Annotated in this window: 15 protein-coding genes; 4 read left to right on the top strand and 11 right to left on the bottom strand. The window is 54.0% G+C overall.

Features of this window, described 5'->3' with window-relative positions; genetic code table 11:
- Positions 1-770 precede the first annotated feature (770 nt).
- Genes C8N40_RS13105 through C8N40_RS13080 form a run of 6 tightly spaced genes read right to left on the bottom strand, consistent with a single transcriptional unit; the run spans position 771 to position 6,830 of the window.
- Positions 771-2,102 (bottom strand): DUF58 domain-containing protein, encoded by a 1,332-nt coding sequence (locus tag C8N40_RS13105; RefSeq protein ID WP_108212222.1) that lies wholly within the window; start codon positions 2,100-2,102, stop codon positions 771-773.
- Complete coding sequence (locus tag C8N40_RS13100; protein ID WP_108212221.1) at positions 2,102-3,094, bottom strand: AAA family ATPase; 993 nt, start codon at positions 3,092-3,094, stop codon at positions 2,102-2,104. Before C8N40_RS13100 ends, C8N40_RS13105 begins: the two co-directional genes overlap by 1 nt.
- A gap of 3 nt (positions 3,095-3,097) precedes the next feature.
- Positions 3,098-4,285, bottom strand: coding sequence for a DUF4350 domain-containing protein (locus C8N40_RS13095; protein ID WP_108212220.1), 1,188 nt, complete (start codon positions 4,283-4,285; stop codon positions 3,098-3,100).
- Entirely contained in the window at positions 4,282-5,019 is a 738-nt protein-coding gene (locus tag C8N40_RS13090; RefSeq protein ID WP_108212219.1) for a DUF4129 domain-containing protein, read from the bottom strand. Before C8N40_RS13090 ends, C8N40_RS13095 begins: the two co-directional genes overlap by 4 nt.
- A complete protein-coding gene (locus C8N40_RS13085; protein WP_108212218.1) occupies positions 5,003-5,893 on the bottom strand; it encodes a hypothetical protein in 891 nt (296 codons plus the stop codon). The genes C8N40_RS13090 and C8N40_RS13085 overlap by 17 nt, the downstream gene beginning before the upstream one ends.
- Positions 5,868-6,830 carry a stage II sporulation protein M gene (locus tag C8N40_RS13080; protein ID WP_108212217.1) on the bottom strand — a complete coding sequence of 321 codons (963 nt, stop codon included), beginning with the start codon at positions 6,828-6,830 and terminating at the stop codon, positions 5,868-5,870. The genes C8N40_RS13085 and C8N40_RS13080 overlap by 26 nt, the downstream gene beginning before the upstream one ends.
- Positions 6,831-6,911: 81 nt before the next feature.
- Here C8N40_RS13080 and C8N40_RS13075 point away from each other — a divergent pair, with 81 nt between their 5' ends.
- The gene (locus C8N40_RS13075) at positions 6,912-7,631 is read left to right on the top strand and encodes an RDD family protein (RefSeq protein ID WP_108212216.1); all 720 of its coding nucleotides are present in this window, start codon (positions 6,912-6,914) and stop codon (positions 7,629-7,631) included.
- 284 nt (positions 7,632-7,915) lie between these two features.
- Here C8N40_RS13075 and C8N40_RS13070 read toward each other — a convergent pair whose 3' ends face one another.
- The 4 genes from C8N40_RS13070 to C8N40_RS13050 form a co-directional block, all read right to left on the bottom strand.
- Positions 7,916-8,281: a hypothetical protein gene (locus tag C8N40_RS13070; protein WP_146173568.1), complete on the bottom strand. Its 366-nt coding sequence runs from the start codon at positions 8,279-8,281 to the stop codon at positions 7,916-7,918.
- Between the two features lie 169 nt (positions 8,282-8,450).
- Positions 8,451-9,119 carry a V-type ATP synthase subunit I domain-containing protein gene (locus C8N40_RS13065; RefSeq protein WP_146173567.1) on the bottom strand — a complete coding sequence of 223 codons (669 nt, stop codon included), beginning with the start codon at positions 9,117-9,119 and terminating at the stop codon, positions 8,451-8,453.
- Positions 9,120-9,365: 246 nt separating this feature from the next.
- On the bottom strand, positions 9,366-10,667 hold the full coding sequence (locus C8N40_RS13060; protein WP_108212213.1) for an NCS2 family permease: 1,302 nt from the start codon (positions 10,665-10,667) through the stop codon (positions 9,366-9,368).
- A 376-nt stretch (positions 10,668-11,043) separates the two neighbouring features.
- On the bottom strand, positions 11,044-11,811 hold the full coding sequence (locus C8N40_RS13050; protein ID WP_108212211.1) for a S1/P1 nuclease: 768 nt from the start codon (positions 11,809-11,811) through the stop codon (positions 11,044-11,046).
- 302 nt (positions 11,812-12,113) lie between these two features.
- Here C8N40_RS13050 and C8N40_RS13040 point away from each other — a divergent pair, with 302 nt between their 5' ends.
- A complete protein-coding gene (locus tag C8N40_RS13040) occupies positions 12,114-12,551 on the top strand; it encodes an acyl-CoA thioesterase (protein WP_245905112.1) in 438 nt (145 codons plus the stop codon).
- On the opposite strand, the gene C8N40_RS13035 is transcribed toward C8N40_RS13040, so the two are convergent.
- Positions 12,548-15,010 (bottom strand): penicillin-binding protein 1A, encoded by a 2,463-nt coding sequence (locus C8N40_RS13035; RefSeq protein WP_108212209.1) that lies wholly within the window; start codon positions 15,008-15,010, stop codon positions 12,548-12,550. The two genes, C8N40_RS13040 and C8N40_RS13035, sit on opposite strands and share 4 nt — an antisense overlap.
- Before the next feature lie 333 nt (positions 15,011-15,343).
- Here C8N40_RS13035 and C8N40_RS13030 point away from each other — a divergent pair, with 333 nt between their 5' ends.
- Together C8N40_RS13030 and C8N40_RS13025 are read left to right on the top strand one after the other, a co-directional pair.
- Positions 15,344-16,801, top strand: a complete 1,458-nt coding sequence (locus C8N40_RS13030) for a potassium/proton antiporter (protein ID WP_108212208.1) — start codon at positions 15,344-15,346, stop codon at positions 16,799-16,801.
- 58 nt (positions 16,802-16,859) lie between these two features.
- The gene (locus tag C8N40_RS13025) at positions 16,860-17,624 is read left to right on the top strand and encodes an oxygenase MpaB family protein (protein WP_108212207.1); all 765 of its coding nucleotides are present in this window, start codon (positions 16,860-16,862) and stop codon (positions 17,622-17,624) included.
- The last annotated feature ends 1,035 nt before the right edge of the window (positions 17,625-18,659 follow it).

The raw sequence follows: 18,659 nt of genomic DNA, 5'->3' as shown, positions 1-18,659 counted from the left end.
TCAAAGGAGTATGAAGTATAATCTTCGTCCTAAGAACAGGGCGAAGTAAGTTTGCAATTCCGGGTCCAACCACCCCTGCCCCTCCTTGTCAAAGGAGGGGAGTTTGTATTTGCTTCTGCTGAAGTATAAGTTCTATAGCTGTTGTCCTTGCGCGGACAGGTTGAGACCTGTCCCTACAAAGTATGAATCCAACAGGCGATTAACATCCCCCTACCCCCTTCGAAGGGGGACTCTGGCTGAAGCTCCGTTAGCAGTGGCTATCGATTCTTTCCCAGCCTTTGGGTTGAGCGCCTTCTAGATTTCCGGTTTCGCTTCAGCGAAATTGTGACGTCAGGAGCAAAGGAAATGTAGACAGTGCGATGCCCTTATCGAGGGCCCCTACCCCCAAGGCGAGGCCTCCCGTCCTTGAGGGAGCCAAAGCTAGACATGCAACGATGGGCATGTGAGTCTGGAGGATGAGCCGTAGCTAGTAAGGATAGCTTGGTTAAGGTTACAGAAAGCAGCGGCTATGAAAGTATAGCCAAAGTATAAGTATGGCTTTTCAAGCCAGTTGGGTTACAAACCCAACATCATAGGTAGGCACGAGTTGCAAACCCGCGCCAGCAATGGAACACAAGTCTGAAGACTTGCGCCAGGAAAGTATAAAGTATAAAAACAAAGTATAACCGAAACAGAACGATATCGAAAAACCTTTACTCTCACCTTAACGCACACTACTCTAACTTTACTAACCTTACACAAAAAAAGGAGACAAGCTTTGTCTCCTTTTTTTATAGTAGCCCCCGTGCCTTCAGTTCAAGGTACTTGTTGATGGTATTTACCGTGAGGTCTTTGGGTGGAGTGAGGATGGCATGGATGCCGTGCTGCTGCAGCTCCTTGACCACCTGCCGTTTGTCGTGGGTAAACTTTTCGGCGATGGCTTTGGTGTATACTTCCTCGGTCGTGGAGGCAGGCTCGTGCAGCAGGCCGTGCAGCTCGGTGTTTTCAAAGAAGATAACCACGAGCAGGTGGTGCCTGGCCAAAGCGCGCAGGTAAGGCAGCTGGCGCTGAGCACTGTTCAGGGTCTCAAAGTTGGTGAAGAGCAGGAGCAGGCTGCGCTGTTTTAAAGTATGGCGGATGGTGCCGTAAAGGCGCTCATAGTCCGTTTCCTGGTACAAGGTTTTCTGGTTGTAGAGCACCTCCAGAATGCGACGCAGCTGGTCGGCTTTCCGCTGGGCCGGCAGTATGTTGCTGATTTTGTCGGAGAAGGTGATGATGCCTGCCTTATCCTCTTTTTTAAGGGCAATGTTGGAGATAACGAGCGAGGCGTTGATGGCATAGTCCAGCAGACTCAGCCCCTCAAATGGCATCTGCATTACGCGCCCCTTATCAATGAGGCAATATACCTGCTGCGATTTCTCGTCCTGGTAGCTATTCACCATCAGCTCTGCCCGGCGTGCGGTGGCTTTCCAGTTAATGGTGCGCTGGTCGTCTCCGGCCACGTAAGGACGAATCTGCTCAAACTCGGTGCTTTGCCCAATCCGTCGGATTTTCTTCAGACCAAACTCGTGGAGCCTGTTGGAGATGGTAAGCAGCTCGTACTGCCGCATCTGAATAAAGGACGGGTAAACCGGCACTTCCTGGTTCTGGGCGAATTTGTAGCGGCGTTTTACCAGCTGTAGCACGCTCATGACAAACACATTGATGGCCCCGAAGCTGTAGCTACCGCGTTTGGTGGGCCGCAAGGTATAGTGGATGATGTGCATACGGCCTTCGGGAACAATGGCCTTGAACAGGCTGTCGCGTTTCTGGAACTGGAAGGGAAGCTCGTCAATGACTTCAGTGTGCAGGGTAAAGCCATACTTGTTTTCCAGGTACAGGTACACGTCGTTGTCGCTGCCGTTGGAGAGCTTTTCCTGCATGCTGCGACTGGCATGTACGCCCTCCCGGTTCCGGTACAGCAGCAGCAAATCCACCAACGTCAGCAGCACCAATACGGCTACGGCCACCTTGGCCAGCACCAGCAGCAAGGGCACGAAAAAGGCAAGCACGAAAAGGCATGCCAGGCCGGCCAGGCCCAGGTAAAAGCGGTTGGTGAAGTATAAACTGCGGATAAACGGCACTAGCGCGGCACTTCTATTTTCTGAACAATCTGTTTAATCACCTCGTCCGGCGTAATGCCCTCCATCTCGCGCTCCGGCGTGAGCAGGATGCGGTGGCGCAGCACCACAGGCGCCAGTTCCTGTACATCCTCCGGCGTCACAAAGCCGCGACCACGCAGGGCAGCCAGGGCCTTGGAGCTGTTGAGCAGGGCAATGGAAGCGCGCGGCGAGGCGCCCAGGTATAAAGACTTGCTCACCCGGGTCTCCGCCACAATATGGGCAATGTACTCGAGCAGTTTTTTATCCAGGTGCACGGCCTGCACCGCCTGTCGCAGCGCCAGCAGCTGCTCCGCCGACAGCACCGCTTGTACCTGGTCCAGCTCCTTTTTCAGCTGCGGGCCTTTGTGCTGCAGATCCAGTATCGCCACTTCCTCCTCCAGGCTCGGGTAATCTACCAATACCTTGAACATGAAGCGGTCAAGCTGGGCCTCGGGCAAGCGGTAAGTGCCTTCCTGCTCAATCGGGTTTTGGGTGGCCAGCACGATAAAGGGCGCGGCCAGCGGGTATACTTTGCCGTCGTGGGTTACGTGTTGCTCCTCCATCACCTCAAACAAAGAAGCCTGAGTTTTGGCTGGGGCACGGTTTATCTCGTCAATCAGCACGATGTTGGCGAAGATGGGACCCTGTTTATACTCGAAAGAGGCCGTGCCCGGGTGGAAAACCGAGGTGCCCAGCACATCCGACGGCATCAGGTCCGGGGTGAACTGGATGCGGCTGAAGTCAACGTCTACGGTGCGAGCCAGTAGTTTGGCTGTCAGGGTTTTGGCGATACCGGGCACCCCCTCGATGAGCACGTGCCCGTCAGCAAGTAGGGCTACTAATAGCGTTTCCACGAGCCGCTCCTGGCCCACAATTATCTGCCGGAGCTCCTGTTTTATACTTTCGGTAGCGGCGCGCAGGGCGCTGTAGTCGGTTTTGTTTTCCTGTGCGGTGATAAGTACGTCTTCTTGCATAAGCTATACATTGGCCTTGGGCCGTATGGAAGTTTGGCTGTAAAAGTCTTCTAAATAAGTGTTGAGCATCAGCAGGGTCTGGTCGTTGAGGGCGCTGCTCTGGTGTATACTTTGGATAAGCGCGAAAATCTGGTCTACCAGTGCCGCGTCAGCCCCGGACTTAACTTTTACCCGCTCGCGCAGCTCCTCGTCCAACGTATGGGTGGCCAGGTGGTAGTGCAGGCGCAGGTACTCCAGAAAATAGGCAATTTTCTTCTCGGCGATGTTCTTGTGGCTGCCGTGGTTGAAGTATAAACCACCGATAGCTTTCACAAAGTCGAGGGTGGTGTTGCGCGGCGGCTCCATGACCGGGATAGTGCGCTGGGTGCGCTTGCTCTTGAACAGCAGGAACAGCACCAGCCCAATCAGGCTGAGGTAATAGGCCCAGGTGAGTGGCTCATGGCGCATCAGCACCCGGAAAACCGACTGATCCTCCTCGCGGCCCAGGTTCTGGTAATCGTCCCAGATAACGGGCTGCACCGGCAGGTGGGAGAGGGCCGTGGCGGCATAGCCGCTCTGGTTTAGCGTCAGGAGTTGGTAATTGCTGAAGGCTAGCGGTACGGAATTGATATAAAAGCTACCTTTTCCAAGAGGCACACGCATGAAAGTAAGTTGGCCGGCCTTGTTCCTGCCCAGCGCCTCATGGCCACGCTGTGAATCTACCCAGATGCTGCGCATGTGGCTATTAGGAGGGAAAGTATAGACCTGCTTTTCTGACTGGCTGGTAAAATAAAAGCCGGTTGTATCAGAGTTGGTGGTGTTGAGGTAATCGGTAGTAAAATGCAGCGTGTCCCGCAGGTAAGAGCTGAACTCGTCTGCCGCAATGAAAACCTGATTGCCCCGGTGCACAAAGTCGAGCAGCAGGTTGGTGTCCAGGCTATCGGCTTCGAAGTATTTTGTGATAAACACATAATTCCCGCTTAGGGTGGAATCCTGTAGCACGTTGTAGGCCGGCTCCCGTACCAGTTGCACCGGCTGGCTTGGGAACATGTCCGGAAGCAGCTCATACAAGGCGTAGGTGCCGTAGGGGATCTTGTCCTCCCGCGAGAAGGTCTGCGACCAGTCCACCGGCTTAGGGCGGAAGTACTCCAGCAGCAACAGGGCCACGAAGAGCAGGCCGATCAGGGCGATATAGCTACGGTAGCCTTTCATGCGCGCTGCTGAACCAGGTGATTGAATTGGGTGAACTCCTCGCGGGCCGAGGTATACAGTTCGTCGCTGAGGGCTGCGCCGCCGTACCACACGTACTCAAACATGCCCGTAAGTTGCTCAAACTCCCGGCGCACCTGCTGGTTCGGAATTTCGTGGATGTAGCTGCGGTTGGTCTTGCCTGGTTTCCACTCAATCAGGCCCGTGTTGGTGAGGAACTTCAGGCTCTGGAGGTAGTGCAGGCGCACCGCCTTGCGGTAGTTTCGCTCTCCTACTGCCTCGGCTATCAGCGCCTTCATGTCCATCTCATGGATGTTTTCCTCGAACACATCGTAAGGCGTGGCCATACTTCCGGCCCTGCGGCCAAACAAACTACCGGTATCCACCTGCTGCATTTTTATCACGATAAAGACAATGGTACCCGCAATGGCTATGTAAAGCAGGGCTTCCCACAGGCCGCTGGCCCGGCCTTCGTAAAATACCTCGCGCAGCCAATTCTGGAAGCGGCGCTTCAGGCGTTCCCACAGGCTTTCTCCCTCCGGAATGGCTTCGTAGTATTGGAAGTCTTCATCCGTGCGCAGCTTCTCCACCTTTTCAGCATCGAAGGGGCGGACTACTACAGGCTTGGCAGCGTTAGGGATGCTGTCTGGCTGCTGGGCGTGGGCGATGGTGCCAATACCGAGCAGCAGGCAAAGTATAAGTATAAACGTAGACGTATGCCTAAAACTCACCCTCATTGGCAGCAGTATTCGTGTCGGTTTTGCCGATAAGTTCTACCTGCTCCATCAGGCCCACACCGTCTTTCTCCTCCACCAGGTTAAAATACTGGAAGCCAATTGCCAGAACGGAGATGCAGTAGGTAAAGGTGGTAAGCAGGGTCGTGATAGTGTTCGATATGATTAGTAGCGCATCGCTTTCAGCACCGGGCACCAGCAGGCCGCGCAGTATCATCACAGCGCCCAGCGGAATAGCCGCCAGCCAGGCAATCACGGTTTGTATAATGCCCGCCACGATCATAAGTCCCAGGGTAGCCCACCAGTTGCCTTTGATCAGGTAAAAGCAACGCTCAATCGTGTCCACAAAACCGGTCTCCTCGCGCACCATTACGGCCAGGAACAGCGAGAGCACCACCATCAGGTAAATGCCCAGGCCAAACAAGAAGATGCTCAAGATGCAGACCACGCCGATGACAATGCTGGAATAAGTAGCTTGTATAATATTTCGTTTGATATGATCCCATACTGCCGCTGGCCTTACCTCGCCCTCCTCATCCATATACGCCGCCATAAACCCGTAGATAGTAAGCGCCACCACCACGTAGGCCAGTATCGCAAAGAAGATGGAGATAAGTTGATTGAGCGAGGTGACCTGGCTAAAAACAGTAAACTCGCCCACGTTGCTGTAGGGGCCTTCGCCGTTAAGCTGCTGGAACAACCGCGACTGGTAGATGCCTGAAAAAATACCCGCCAGTATGGCCACCGGCGACACATACAGCAGGATGCTTTTAGATAAAGGCTTAAAGTTTTGCTTGATAAAGGTGAAGGTGGCGTTCAGTTTCTCCCCGAAATCCCTTTCTTCTCTTAAGTTAATTTTCTGGCGGGTCTGGTACATGTTTTTGGTGCAGTGAACGTGGGTATAGTATAAAGTAATAGAGTATAAAGGCGGCAGAGGAAAGTATGATAAACAGGCTCAGGGCCAGCGGCATACTGGTATGGCGCGTCACAAAACCTTCCAGAAACCCCGCTGTGATAAACACCGGCACCAGCCCCATCACGATTTTAAGTCCCCGGCGGGCGCCTTGTTTAAAGGCGTGCATGCGGGAGTAGGTTTTCGGGAAAAGCAGGCTGTTGCCCATTACAAACCCGGCGCAGCCCGCAATCACAATGGCTGCTATCTCCAGGGTGCCGTGTATCCAGATGGTAAGCATGGAGGTAACCAGCAGGCCCTGTTTGTAGAAGAAGTACTGAAAGGCTCCCAGCATCACGCCGTTCTGAAACAGCACCCAAAAGGTGCCGATGGAGAAGAACACGCCCATCACAAAGGCCAGAAAGGACACCCGGATGTTGTTGATGGTGATATAGAGGAACATCTCCGCCTCGCCACTGCTTTTGTAAACCGCCATCGGGTCGCCCTTGCGGATGTTCTCCAGGGTCATGTTCACGTAGTGGTCACCGAGTATGAGGCGCACAAAAGTATCGTCCATGGCGGCCGACAGCGCCCCTAGGCCACAGGCTACAGCAAAAACCAGAAAAGCGTAAAAAAGTTGCCGGTGGTGCTGCCGGAAAAGGTAAGGGAGCTCATACTTCCAGAAACGGGCGATGCGGTTGCGCTTCTCTTTCTTGTTGCGGTAAATGGCCTGGTGGGTACGCCCGGTCAGGCCGTTCAGATATGCGGTGGTGTCAGATTCCGGGTAGAAGGTGCGGGCATAGGCCAGGTCGTCGGTCAACTCAATAAACCTATCGGCCAGCGCATCGGGGCTGGAGGCCGGCTGGGTTTCGTATGACTTCCACTTAAGTTTGTTTTTGCGGATAAAGGCAGCTTCGCGCACGGGTACGGCATTTTTAACTCTACCAAATATATGTATATTGTGATGTAAAAAGAAAATGAAAACAAGCTTATTTTACTGAGGATGAATACCGTTAAAATCCGGACCACGCAAAACGTGGAGGTAGAGTACCCGCTGGCCAGTGCAGGAGACCGTGTGGTGGCGCATATGATTGACCTGGCCGTTTACTTTTTGTGGCTGATGATGTGTGGCATCGTGATGGCAACAACTAATATGGACTATGGACCGGTTCTATCTGTTTTGCTGTTTCTGCCGCTGATGTTCTACCACCTGCTGTGTGAGATTTTCCTGAACGGGCAGAGCGTTGGCAAAATGGCCCGCGACATAAAAGTAGTGAAGCTGACAGGCGAGGCCCCGACCATTGGCGATTACCTCTTGCGCTGGCTTTTCCGGCTGGTGGATACGTTCGCCTCACAGGGCCTGATTGCGCTTATTACGGTGATTGTCAGTAATAAAGGTCAGCGCCTCGGCGACATGGCGGCCGGCACCTGTGTTATCCGTACCCGCGCTATCCGGAAGGCAGAGGCGGTTACGGTAGAATCAGAAGCAGGGTATCAGATCCGTTTCCCCGAGGTGCATCTGCTCACCGACAAGGATGTGGCGCTTATCCGCAAGCTCCTGTTCAAAGCCCAGAAGTATAACAACTACGAGCTGCTGGAGAAGATGGCTAAACAGGTGCAGGAGGTTACCGGCATCCAGCCTGGCGAGCTTTCGGAGTGGGATTTTCTGCAAACCGTCCTCAAGGACTACCATCACTATACTCATGGGGAGATTGAGGTGTAGGGGTGAATTTAAGGGGAAAGTGTGAGGGCAAAGTCTGTTTTGTACATTGATGCCAGCCTTTGTTTGCAGAGCCGGGCCCAACCACCCCTGCCCCTCCTTAGCCAAGGAGGGGAGTCTGTAGTTACTGAGGCTGAAGTATAAGTTTTATAGCATCAGGTACTGGAGAATCATCCCCCTGCCCCCTTCAAAGGGGGACTTGGTTACTGTTGCATCAGCAAGGTTTGTGGCTATCGAATCTGTTCCCAGTCCTTGGGTTGAGCGCCTTCTAGATTTCCGGTGCCCGTCTAGGGCATTGCGACGCCAGGAGCAAAGGAAATGTACACCGCGCGATGCCCGAGGACGAGCCCTCTCGGGCTTGAGAGCACCAAAGTCGGAAATGCAACAGTTGGTATGTAAGTCTGGAGGATGAACGGTAGTTTGGAAGTATAGCTTATGTCCAGTTGCGGGAAGCCGTGGCTAGGAAAGTATAAACCGGCAAGTATAAACCGGCAAGTATAAAAGTATAGCTCAAGTATAAAGTATAACACACGCGGACTAGGAAGTCTGCAGCAACCTTCGCCCCAGACAAGTATGTCCGGAACAGCGGTATGGATCAAGTATAAAGTATAGCCAAAGTATAAATATGGCTTTTCAAACCAGTCAAGTTGCAAACTTAACACTATAGTAGGCACGAGTTGCAAACTCGCGCCAGCGGGGTAGTAAGGCACAAGCGGACGCTGGGGCAAGAGAAAGTATAAAGTATAGCTCATCTATAAACCTATAGCCCCGGCAGCTTCGAAAAACTGCCGGGGCTATACGTTTATACTTAGGATAGTGGATTTACAGCTGCGGCTGCTTCTTTACCGAAGCCAGTTGCTGCTTCAACTCTTCCACACGGTTCAGCTCCGTCTGTAGCTCACGCTTAATTTTCAGCTCGCGCTCGCGGGCACTCTTCTTGTACTCGGTCAGCTCCAGTTCCATCTCATCATAAGCTCTGCGCTTCTCGTTAGCAACAGCTCTGCTGCTCTTATGCTGCACCGCCATCACACCCAGGGCAATCAGCAGGCCTATAATGATACCACTGTTGAGCAGCACGTAAAACTGCTTTGGCAGGTCGATACCCAATATCGAAATATGGGTGATGTCGTGCATGCTCTGCTGAATCTCAGCCTCTTTCTTCTTCACCTCTTCCTGCATCGCCTTCAGTTGCTGCTCCTGTGCAGCCACGTCTTTGCGCGCCTCCTGCAGCTTGGCATCGGCCTCTGCCTCGAAGTTGTCTAACTTTTTGTCCTTGGCAGAAACGGTTTCCTGCACGGTTTTCCAGAACGACTCCAGCGTGGTGATCTTGACGACCTTGTAGCCCTGCCAGGTGTTGGAGCTGGTTTTAAGATTCTCGTATTGTTTCTCCAGTTTTGCGTTGGCTGCAGGTGCTTTTTCTGCTGCATTACCCTGCGCTTGTACCAATGTAGCAGAACATACGAGGGCTAGGGAGAAAAAGAGTGCCTTCATAATTTAATTATTTGGTTTGTACTAAAAGTTGTATTGCTGCGGCAGGCGGAAAGCGCAGTGAAGCAAAAGAATTATATCTTTTTTAGTCCTGTAGCCAGTATGCCTGATCCTGCAGCGATTTAAATATGGTTTAAGATTACTAAAAATTCCGGTAACTCAACAGTACTTCCAACACAAATATGCTAAAAGCAAGTTCAGTATGTGGAAAGATTCCACACTTCCGGGCAGGAACTGGCGGAGGAGGTGCTATAGTAGCAGGGCAAGTATGGCGAAGAAGTCGATGATCCAGAGAGCCGGGCTTACCTCTTTTCGCTTCCCGGTCGCCACTTTCAGGGCTGTCCAGCTCAGGAAGCCCCAGATAATGCCCTGGGTGATGGAGTAGGTGAAGGGAATAAGCGCCATGGCCAGAAAAGCCGGAATAGCCTCGTCCATTTTATACCAGTCTATCTTGATGATGGGGCGCACCATAAAGGCACCTACCAGCACCAGGGCAGGGGCTGTGGCAATGGCCGGAATCATGGAAAGGAGCGGGGCCAGAAACAGGAAAGGCAGGAACAGCAAACCGCCTACCACTGCGGTTAAACCGGTGCGGCCACCGGCCTCTATCCCCACCGCCGACTCTACATAGGCCGTTCCGGGGCTGGAGCCGACAAGCCCGGCCAGGGTGGTGGCCACGGCATCGGTCGTCAGCGAGCGCTGGATGTTGCGCGGCTCCCCGTGCTCGTCCATCAAGTCTGCCGCCTCTGCCAGCCCTACAAACGTAGAGATGCTGTCGAACATATCCGTAAAGACGAAGGCAAAGATCACGGGCACGATCGCCAGTTGAAAGGAGTTAACCAGGTCCAGTTGCAGGAGCAGGCTGAAGTCGGGAGAGGAGAGTACGCCCTGCCAGTTGATGATTGGGTCCAAATCGGTAGCCCACCAGCGGCCCAGCGGGTAGGCAGCCAGCGTGGTGAATAAAATGCCCAGCAAAATGCCGCCTTTCACGTTGTGCACCACCATGAGGGAAGTTACCAGCAAGCCAGCCAGAAAAGTGAGCAGCGTGGGTGTCATGTCGCCTACCCCGATAACCGTGGCCGGGTTGGCGACGATGAACTCAGCATTGATGAGCCCGACAAGGGTGATAAACAGGCCGATACCGGCGGCAATGGCAAAGCGCAGCGGCCGCGGGATGGCCCGCACGATGAGGGTGCGTATGTTGAAGACCGAAAGGATAAGGAATACAATGCCCGACCAGAAGACAGCTCCCAGCGCCACCTGCCAGCTAATGCCCATGCCTAGCACCGCCGAGAAAGTGAAGAAAGCATTCAGGCCCATGCCGGGCGCCACCAGCACGGGGTTGCGGGCGTACAGGCCCATCATCAGGCTGCTGAAAAACGCCACCAGCACCGTAGCCGTGAGCACACCGGAGAAAGGCATGCCCGCCTGCGCCAGTATGGTAGGGTTTACCACAATGATGTAGGCAGTGGCCAGAAAAGAGGAGATGCCGGCAATTACCTCTGTTTTGATGTTGGTGTTGTTGCGCTTCAGTTGGAAGAATGACTCCATGCGTTCTCGGTGTTGGGTTATGTTTTCCCTAAAATGAAGAGGGCAAAATTACGGGAACTTGCCGTAAGATAAAACTGATAATCAGGAGACTGTATAACAGGCACATATACTTTATACTTTGAAAAGTATAGATACTTCATTCAAGCCGTTCCGTTTTTCAAGCAAACTCTTGCTTCCGGCCTTCTGCCTTTTGCACATTGAAAGTATAGACTGCTGAAGTATAAAGTATATATCCTGTGGCCGGAGGCCGTGGGATAGTGCATACTTGACGGACGCGAGTGAACGTATAAACTGTACAAGTATAATTCCCCTAAAAGCAAACAGCCACAGCACTCGGTTAAAAGTGCTGTGGCTGCGGAAAAGTTTAAGTTACGGTTTAACCGTAGATTTCGTTCAGGAGACCTGCCAGGCGGATGCCGGCCTGCAGCAGGCGCTGCTCAACCAGGCTGTAGTTCTCGTAGGCGTAGCGGTAGCCCAGCTTCTTGTCCTCAGGCAGGTTGTATACCTGTGGCCGGTACTTCATCGACTCATAGGCCCAGTCTCTTACCGTGGCTGCCTGCCACTGCTTTACCTGCTCCTTGCCCGGTTCGCCCAGGAAACGCACAATTTCCGTAAAGCTCAGGTTTTTGCCGTCGATCATGTCGCTGTCCCACACGCGGTGCAGGTTGGATGGCTGGTAAAACCACTGCACTTTCACGGCATTTCCGCCCTGGTCGTCGCCACCGCCCACGTGCAGCGGTTGGTGGATGTCGCCTACCAGGTGCACCAGATACTTCAACAGCTCCTGTTCCTTCGCCTTGTCCAGGTTACCGGCCTTCAGCGTTTTAGTGATTTCCTCAATCTTTTCTACGATGTCGCCGTTGGGGTTCTTCTCTGCCTGCTCATAAGTCTGCCCGTCCTGAATGGTTACCCAATGCCAGTCGTGGGTGTGGTCATAAGCCTTGTCGCTCTTGATGTCGTCCATCCAGACCGATACTTCTGCCAGTGAGTTGTCGTTCAGCAGGTTCATGATTTTCTTCCTGGCTTTTTTGCTCAGGTGCTGCTCGGCTACCTGCCCGACGGCGCGGTGGCCGTTCTGCCCCCAGGCGAAGGCCTGGCCGCACAGCAGCAGGCACAGGAAGAAAATGCCCGATATTTTTTTCATGGAGATGTTATGTGTTGTGTTAAATTCTCTGCAAAACAACAAAATTTATGCGGAAAGGCGGCGCATGCCGGGGAGTTTTGTGTGCAAACTTTGCGAGGGAGCCAGTAGCGGCAAGCCAGCATCTGATTTCACGGTCACTATAGGTGTTGTTATACTCCAAGGCAACCTGGTAGAAGGGAGGTCCCGTACTTTAGCTGCTGATCAAACAAGTGCCATACCCCTCAACGCTGGCGAGTGGTTGCCGGAAACCCAAAACCCATTTTCGGTTTAAATGTTGTAGCTTTGAGAAAAACACGAAAACGATGAACAACCAATACGAAGGCACGGTGATGTGGTCTCACCTGGATGCCAACATGCACATGCGCCACTCCGCTTACGCTGATTTTGCTGCCCAGGCCCGCATCGTGGTGCTCGAGCGGCTGGGGATGGACATGAAAGCCTTTAAGCACCTGCACATCGGGCCTATACTTTTCAGAGAGGAACTGACCTACCTGCGCGAAGTGGGCCTCAACGAGCAACTGACCGTGACGGTAGAACTTACCAAAAGCCGCCCCGATGCCTCCCGCTGGTCTATCCGCCACGAAATATACAGGACTGATGGGGTAAAGGCGGCCGTGGTAAACGTGGATGGCGCCTGGATGGACCTACACAAACGCAAGCTTACCACGCTGCCGGCCGAGCTTCTGGAGCAATTCAACACTTTAAACAAAAGCGAAGATTTTCAGGAAGAAGGGGCTTAATTGTTCCTTCTTCGCTTCCGCTCTTCTCTTTGCTGCTTGCGGCGCTCCTTCCAGTTCTCTTTCCACTCCTCGTAGCTTTGGGCGGCTTTCCTGCCCACGTTATCAAACAGGCGCTCCAGGAAGTTCTCTCTTGGCGGCTCGGCCCGGAACGAGTCGCAGGTGAGGGCTTCCAGCAACCTGGGTGGCAGCGGCTCGAAGCGGCTGCTGTAGTAGCCCTTGTAAGCCGGGTCTATGGCTACGCGACGGATGAATTCGCCCCAAATAGGCAAGGCGGTGCGGGCGCCCTGGCCCAAATCCAGCGTCCGGAAGCGTACCTCCGGGCTCTCGCCGCCAACCCACACACCCGTTACCAGTTGGGGCGTGATGCCAATAAACCAACCGTCTGCGTGGTTTTGGGACGTGCCCGTTTTACCGGCAATGTCCATTTTTAGTCCGTATCCGGAGCGGAGTCTTACTGCACTGCCTTCTTCCACCACACCCTTCATCAGGTGCAGCATCACGGCAGCTGTTTCCTCCGAAATAACCCGCTTGGCACCCTCGCCATCACGGTGCTCCCGCAGTACGCGGCCCTCACGGTCTTCTATGCGGGTAATGTATACCGGCTCCACCTGCATGCCCCGGTTCGCAAAAGTGGCATAGGCCGTCACCATCTCCATCAGCGACAGATCAGCCGTGCCCAGCGCCAGTGAAGGCACCTCCGGCAGCTTGGACTCGATGCCGAGGCGGTGGGCCATGGCTACCGTTCTGCCCACACCCGCCTGCATAATCAGCTGCGCCGATATGGTGTTCACAGAGTGGGCCAGGGCGCCCTTCATACTATACTCGCCCCCATACTGTTCATTGGCGTTCCTTGGCGACCAGTTGTCATACTCCGGGTAAGTGGTGCGTTCGTTGGGGAAGAAGTCGCATGGTTTAAGGCCCTGCTCCAGGGCGGCGGCGTACACAATCGGTTTAAAGGTGGAACCGACCTGACGTTTGGCTTTTACGTGGTCATACTTGAAGACGTGGTGGTTGATGCCGCCAACCCATGCCCGCACGTAACCCGAATGCGGCTCCACGGAGAACAGGCCGGTGTTGAGAAAGCGCGAGTAGTAGGCCAACGAGTCCAGGGGGCTCATGTCTTTCCTGCTGTTTCCGCCCCAGGCGTATACCTGCATGGGCACCGGCTGCCGGAAAGCCTCCTGAATATCCGCTTCTGATTTCCCGGCCTCCTTCATTTTCCGATACCTGTCTGAGCGCTGCATGGCTACCTGTATCACATCCGAGTTGCGGCCCCAGGGATTGCGTCCGCGCCAGTGCGCGTCGAACTGCTTCTGCAGCTGCGTCATATGCTTTCGCACGGATGCCTCGGCGTGGCGCTGCATGCCGGCATCAATGGTGGTGTAGATCTTCAGGCCGTCTTTGTAGAGGTTGTATGGCTCCCCGTTTGGTTTCCGCTTGCCCGCGGCCCATACTTCCAGCTCCTTGCGCAGGTGCTCCCTGAAGTATGGCGCGATGCCGTCGTTGTGGGAGGTAACGTTATACTTCAGTTTCAGGGGAAGCTGCTTCAGCGAGTCGGCTTCGGCGGGAGTGAGGTAATTATACTTGGCCATCTGGCCCAGCACCACGTTGCGGCGAATTTTGGAGCGATCCGGATCAAGGCGGGGGTTGTAGGTGGTGGTGGCCTTCAGCATGCCAATCAGCACGGCGGCCTCCTCCACTTTAAGGGAGTCGGCGGAGGTGCTGAAAAAGCGGCGGGAGGAGCGTTCGATGCCATACAGGTTGCCCCCCATGGGCACGGTGTTCAGGTACAGCTCCAGCAGTTCTTCTTTCGAGTAGATGCTTTCCAGCTTGCGGGCAATGATCATCTCGCGCAGCTTGTTTACCGGCATGTCCCAGAAGCCATACTTGCGGCGCGGGTACAGGTTCTTGGCCAGCTGCTGGCTTAGGGTACTGCCGCCCCCGGAGCTTTCGTTCTGCATCAGCAGGGTTTTTATGAACACACGCGCCAGGCTGCGGGCATCCACGCCGCTGTGCTCGTAGAAGCGGGCATCCTCGGTGGCAATAAGCGCCTCAATGGCGGCAGGGGCGATATTGGCATACTTCACGTTGGTGCGGTCCTGGATGTAGTAACGGCCCAGCAGCACCCCATCGGCCGAGTATACTTCGGAGGCGGTGTTGTTACGAACCGATTTCAGCTCTTTTGTGGAAGGCATGCCTCCCAGAAAGCCGGAGTAGACGGCAAAGTAAAAAATCGTCAGCAGCAGCACCCCCACCACCGAAAGTTTAAGGAAGGTGCGGAGCAGAAACCTGCCCTTTCCCTGTCGCCATTCCGCTGCCTTTTGTTGCCAGTAAGTGCGGGTGAATTTAGGTTTCTGGCTCTTCCAGAAAGCGGAAAGTTCGCCGTGGACCAGGCGCACAAAGGGCGCCATAACCTTGGTAATAATGAATTTAAGTATCTTTCTGAGCCTTGCCCTCATGTGGAGTCTAACGTGCTGTTTCGCTGTGGCAGCTGCTACTGCTGTGCCCGGTTAAAACGCAAAAGTACAGCTTTTGGTGCATTTACGGGAGCTTGCAAATTTTGCGCCACAGTGGCAGAAAGCTAATCACCGGAAATCAGAAACCACTATATTTGCAGTATCCTCCAGTGCCTTTACGTTTTCGCTCCTCCTGTAGCCGGCGAAAAGCATTATCCGGGAATTATACTTGCTGCACTATAGAATCATGCCTTTATCCAGAAGGGCGGGGCTGGCAAATTTTTTTAAACTCGTAGCGTAAGAGTGGTGTAAATCCTAAAAGTATAAAAGTCATGTATGAGTTTTACCGTTGAAGACATCCTCTTTGCTGTTGCCATTCTGCTGTTCCTGAGCATACTGGTTAGTAAGAGCCTGGGCAGGCTGGGCATTCCGGCACTGGTGCTCTTTCTGGGTGTGGGCATACTGGCCGGGTCTGAGGGCTTAGGCGGGATATACTTTGACGATGTACAGACGGCGCAGTCGCTGGGAACTATTGCCCTGGTCCTGATCCTGTACTCGGGAGGACTTGACACGAAGTGGCAAAGCACCAGGCCCGTGCTGTGGCGGGGAATCGTGCTGTCTACCTTTGGGGTATTAATAACAGCCTTACTACTGGGCGTGTTTGCCTCCTACCTGCTCGGTTTTACGCTACTGGAGGGTTTGCTGCTCGGGTCCATCGTTTCCTCCACCGATGCCGCGGCCGTTTTCTCCATCCTTCGCTCCCGCAATATCGGCCTCAAGCACAACCTGCGGCCCACGCTGGAACTGGAGTCGGGCAGTAACGACCCGATGGCCTATTTCCTCACCATCAGCTTCACGTTTCTGCTCACCAACCCTGGTACTGCGCTTGTCAACCTGGTGCCCATGTTTTTTATGCAGATGAGCATCGGTGCGCTGATGGGCGTGGCGATGGGCTACATCATGGCCTGGGTTATCAACCGCATCAGCCTGGAGCAGGAGGGGCTTTACCCGGCCCTGACGCTGGCGATGGTGCTGTTTACCTACGCTTTTACGGCTTTCATAAGCGGCAACGGGTTTTTGGCCGTCTATACGGCTGGGGTTATACTTGGCAACAAGAACTTCATCCACAAGCGCAGCCTCACCCGCTTTTATGATGGGGTGGCCTGGCTCATGCAAATCCTGATGTTCCTTACGCTGGGCCTGCTCGTGTTCCCATCGCAGGTGATGCCGGTGCTGGGGGTAGGGGTGCTCATCTCCGTCTTCCTTATCTTCGTTGCCAGGCCTATCAGCGTATTTGTCAGCCTTATCTTTTTTAAGGTGTCCTTCAGGGAGCAGATCTACATTTCCTGGGTGGGTTTGCGTGGCGCGGTGCCTATCCTATTTGCCACGTATCCCATGCTGGCCGGCGTGGAGCAGGCGGGGATGATCTTTAACATCGTGTTCTTCATCGTGCTGATCTCGGTGATGCTGCAGGGCACCACCTTGAAAGTGGTAGCCGAATGGCTGGGACTGAGCGAGGAGGACAATGCACCCAAGCGCCTGCAATTGGGGGAGGAGCTGGGCTACAACGCCAAAAACGAACTGGTGGAGTTGCAGTTAGGACCGGGTGCCTCAGGCGTCGGTAAGTCGCTGGTGCAGTTGCAGATGCCTAAAAATTCGCTCATCGTGCTTATCGACAGGGGCGGTAAATTTGTGACGCCCAACGGAGCCACTGTGCTGGAACCCTACGACAAACTGATGGTGATGATTGACAACGAGGAGGAGCTAAAGCATGTGCGGGAAGTGCTGCTGTGATTTATACTTTGGCCACCGTTCTGCAGCACGATTTATACCTTGGTCTTGTTAGGCAGGTATGAAGCATTTTGTGCAGCCAAACTCGGTGGTGCGCCAAATCTGGGGCAAGAGCGACACCATCCTTTTCATATTTGCCGGTGCCTCCGCAGAGTTCGCCCTGAACAAAGCAGTGGACTGGCTATACTTTACCGGCCGCCTTCCCGCCGATCCGCTGGGCAGGCTCTTCTCCACGGTAGGCTACGCCCGCCGCATTGTTTTCTCGGATGAGGCAGGGGCCCACCGTGCCATCGACGGTATGGCCGCTATCCATGCCGGGGTGGAGGCCAAGCGCGGCTATTCTATCCCCGACTGGGCCTACCGGGACGTCCTTTTTATGCTCATCGATTACTCCATTCGGGCCTATGAGTTGCTGGAGCGCCGCCTGACAACCGCTGAAAGGGCTGAGGTGTTTGAGGTGTTTAACCGTGTAGGCACCCGCATGGGCATAAACGGCCTGCCGGAAACCTACAGCGCGTGGCAACAGGCAAGGGAGGAACACCTGCAGCAGAACCTGCAACGGAGTACCTATACTTCTGACCTGTACCGCCAGTACAGGGCGCACCTGGGTAACCTGCGCTACTGGCTGCTGTTGCAGGCGCAGGTGCTGGTAGTGCCCGAACTGGTGCGGGCTCAGCTGAACCTCTGGCGTGTGCCCATCCTGAAACCCGTGCTGGTGGCTTACAAACTAAGCCGGGCATTCAACGGCGACCGCCTCTTAAAAGAGCTTATACTTCCGCCTGCCTATAAGCGGGAGATAAAGGAGCTTGATGTGGATAGGGTTTAGTAGGATTGTTATGTTAAGTAAGGGGGGTGTGGTTAGTAATCTGTACCTCCACTGTCAGATCAGGGGAGGTTGTTCACAAGAATTCTCAGTTACGTAGGGGATACTGTTCTGGGAAGTATAGCTATAGTATCCTTTGTTGAGAAAACTTGTTGGGATAGAGGGCTGCTTCACACTAGTGGTTAGGCTTGTGCAACTGGCCCACAAGATCCTTTCAGGATGACAAAAATGGAGAAGCTTCCTGTTGAGTGCTGCTCGCAAATGAAAAACTCCTGTTGTCACTTGTTCTCAAGGGTATAATTTATACTTCATTTATTCTTTGTCATCTCGAGTACTCTCGAGGCGGGAGCCGAAGAGAGCCAGCGTAGCTGTGAGAGATCTGGGTGAAATTCTCTTCAGATTTCTCCCGAAGGTCGAGATGACAGCAAGGGCGGATGTTCCTTGTCTCAGGCAAGCAAGTCTCAGCAGGACCGGGTCCAACCACCCCTTTATCCCCTCAGAGCTACGCTCGCTACCTTCGAACTCCCGTTCTCGGTAGTCTAAGGAGGGGAGCCTGTAGTTACTCTTGCTGAAGTATAAGCTTTGCGGCACTAGTTCTTGCGTGGACAGGTCGCGACCTGTCCCTACAAAGTATAAAACACCCACAGTCCCTCCGAGGAGGGGAATTACACTTGCTACTTTCTCTGTCATCTCGAGCAGTGCGAGAGTACTATCCGGAATCCTAAAGAGATCTCTCCCAAGGGTCGAGATGACAGCAGGGGCAGCGGCTATCGACCTTATCCCAGCCTTTGGGTTGAGCGCCTTCTAGATTTCCGGTGCCGCTGTGGCGGCATTGCGACCGAAGGGTAGCAAAGGAAATGTAGACAGCGCGATGCCCTTATCGAGGGCCCCTACCCCCAAGGCGAGCCCTCTCGGGCTTGAGAGCTCCAAAGTATAAATGAAACGATAGGTTGGTGGGGCTGGAGGATGAACGGGAGCTAGCAAAGATAGCTTGGTTCAAGTCGCGGGAAGCGGCGGCTAGAAAGAAGAGACAGGCAA

It is taken from the genome of Pontibacter mucosus (assembly GCF_003054055.1).
Taxonomy (GTDB): Bacteria; Bacteroidota; Bacteroidia; order Cytophagales; family Hymenobacteraceae; genus Pontibacter; species Pontibacter mucosus.
The sequence above is the reverse complement of the archived record's forward strand: the minus strand, read 5'-3'. Positions and strand labels throughout refer to the sequence as shown.

What these genes read in the sequence shown, in the direction of transcription:
- C8N40_RS13100 (WP_108212221.1), bottom strand. Translation starts at nt 3,094, where the DNA reads ATGCAAGAAGACGTACTTATCACCGCACAGGAAAACAAAACCGACTAC.
- C8N40_RS13095 (WP_108212220.1), bottom strand. Translation starts at nt 4,285, where the DNA reads ATGAAAGGCTACCGTAGCTATATCGCCCTGATCGGCCTGCTCTTCGTG.
- C8N40_RS13090 (WP_108212219.1), bottom strand. Translation starts at nt 5,019, where the DNA reads ATGAGGGTGAGTTTTAGGCATACGTCTACGTTTATACTTATACTTTGC.
- C8N40_RS13085 (WP_108212218.1), bottom strand. Translation starts at nt 5,893, where the DNA reads ATGTACCAGACCCGCCAGAAAATTAACTTAAGAGAAGAAAGGGATTTC.
- C8N40_RS13075 (WP_108212216.1), top strand. Translation starts at nt 6,912, where the DNA reads ATGAATACCGTTAAAATCCGGACCACGCAAAACGTGGAGGTAGAGTAC.
- C8N40_RS13065 (WP_146173567.1), bottom strand. Translation starts at nt 9,119, where the DNA reads ATGAAGGCACTCTTTTTCTCCCTAGCCCTCGTATGTTCTGCTACATTG.
- C8N40_RS13060 (WP_108212213.1), bottom strand. Translation starts at nt 10,667, where the DNA reads ATGGAGTCATTCTTCCAACTGAAGCGCAACAACACCAACATCAAAACA.
- C8N40_RS13050 (WP_108212211.1), bottom strand. Translation starts at nt 11,811, where the DNA reads ATGAAAAAAATATCGGGCATTTTCTTCCTGTGCCTGCTGCTGTGCGGC.
- C8N40_RS13040 (WP_245905112.1), top strand. Translation starts at nt 12,114, where the DNA reads ATGAACAACCAATACGAAGGCACGGTGATGTGGTCTCACCTGGATGCC.
- C8N40_RS13035 (WP_108212209.1), bottom strand. Translation starts at nt 15,010, where the DNA reads ATGAGGGCAAGGCTCAGAAAGATACTTAAATTCATTATTACCAAGGTT.
- C8N40_RS13030 (WP_108212208.1), top strand. Translation starts at nt 15,344, where the DNA reads ATGAGTTTTACCGTTGAAGACATCCTCTTTGCTGTTGCCATTCTGCTG.
- C8N40_RS13025 (WP_108212207.1), top strand. Translation starts at nt 16,860, where the DNA reads ATGAAGCATTTTGTGCAGCCAAACTCGGTGGTGCGCCAAATCTGGGGC.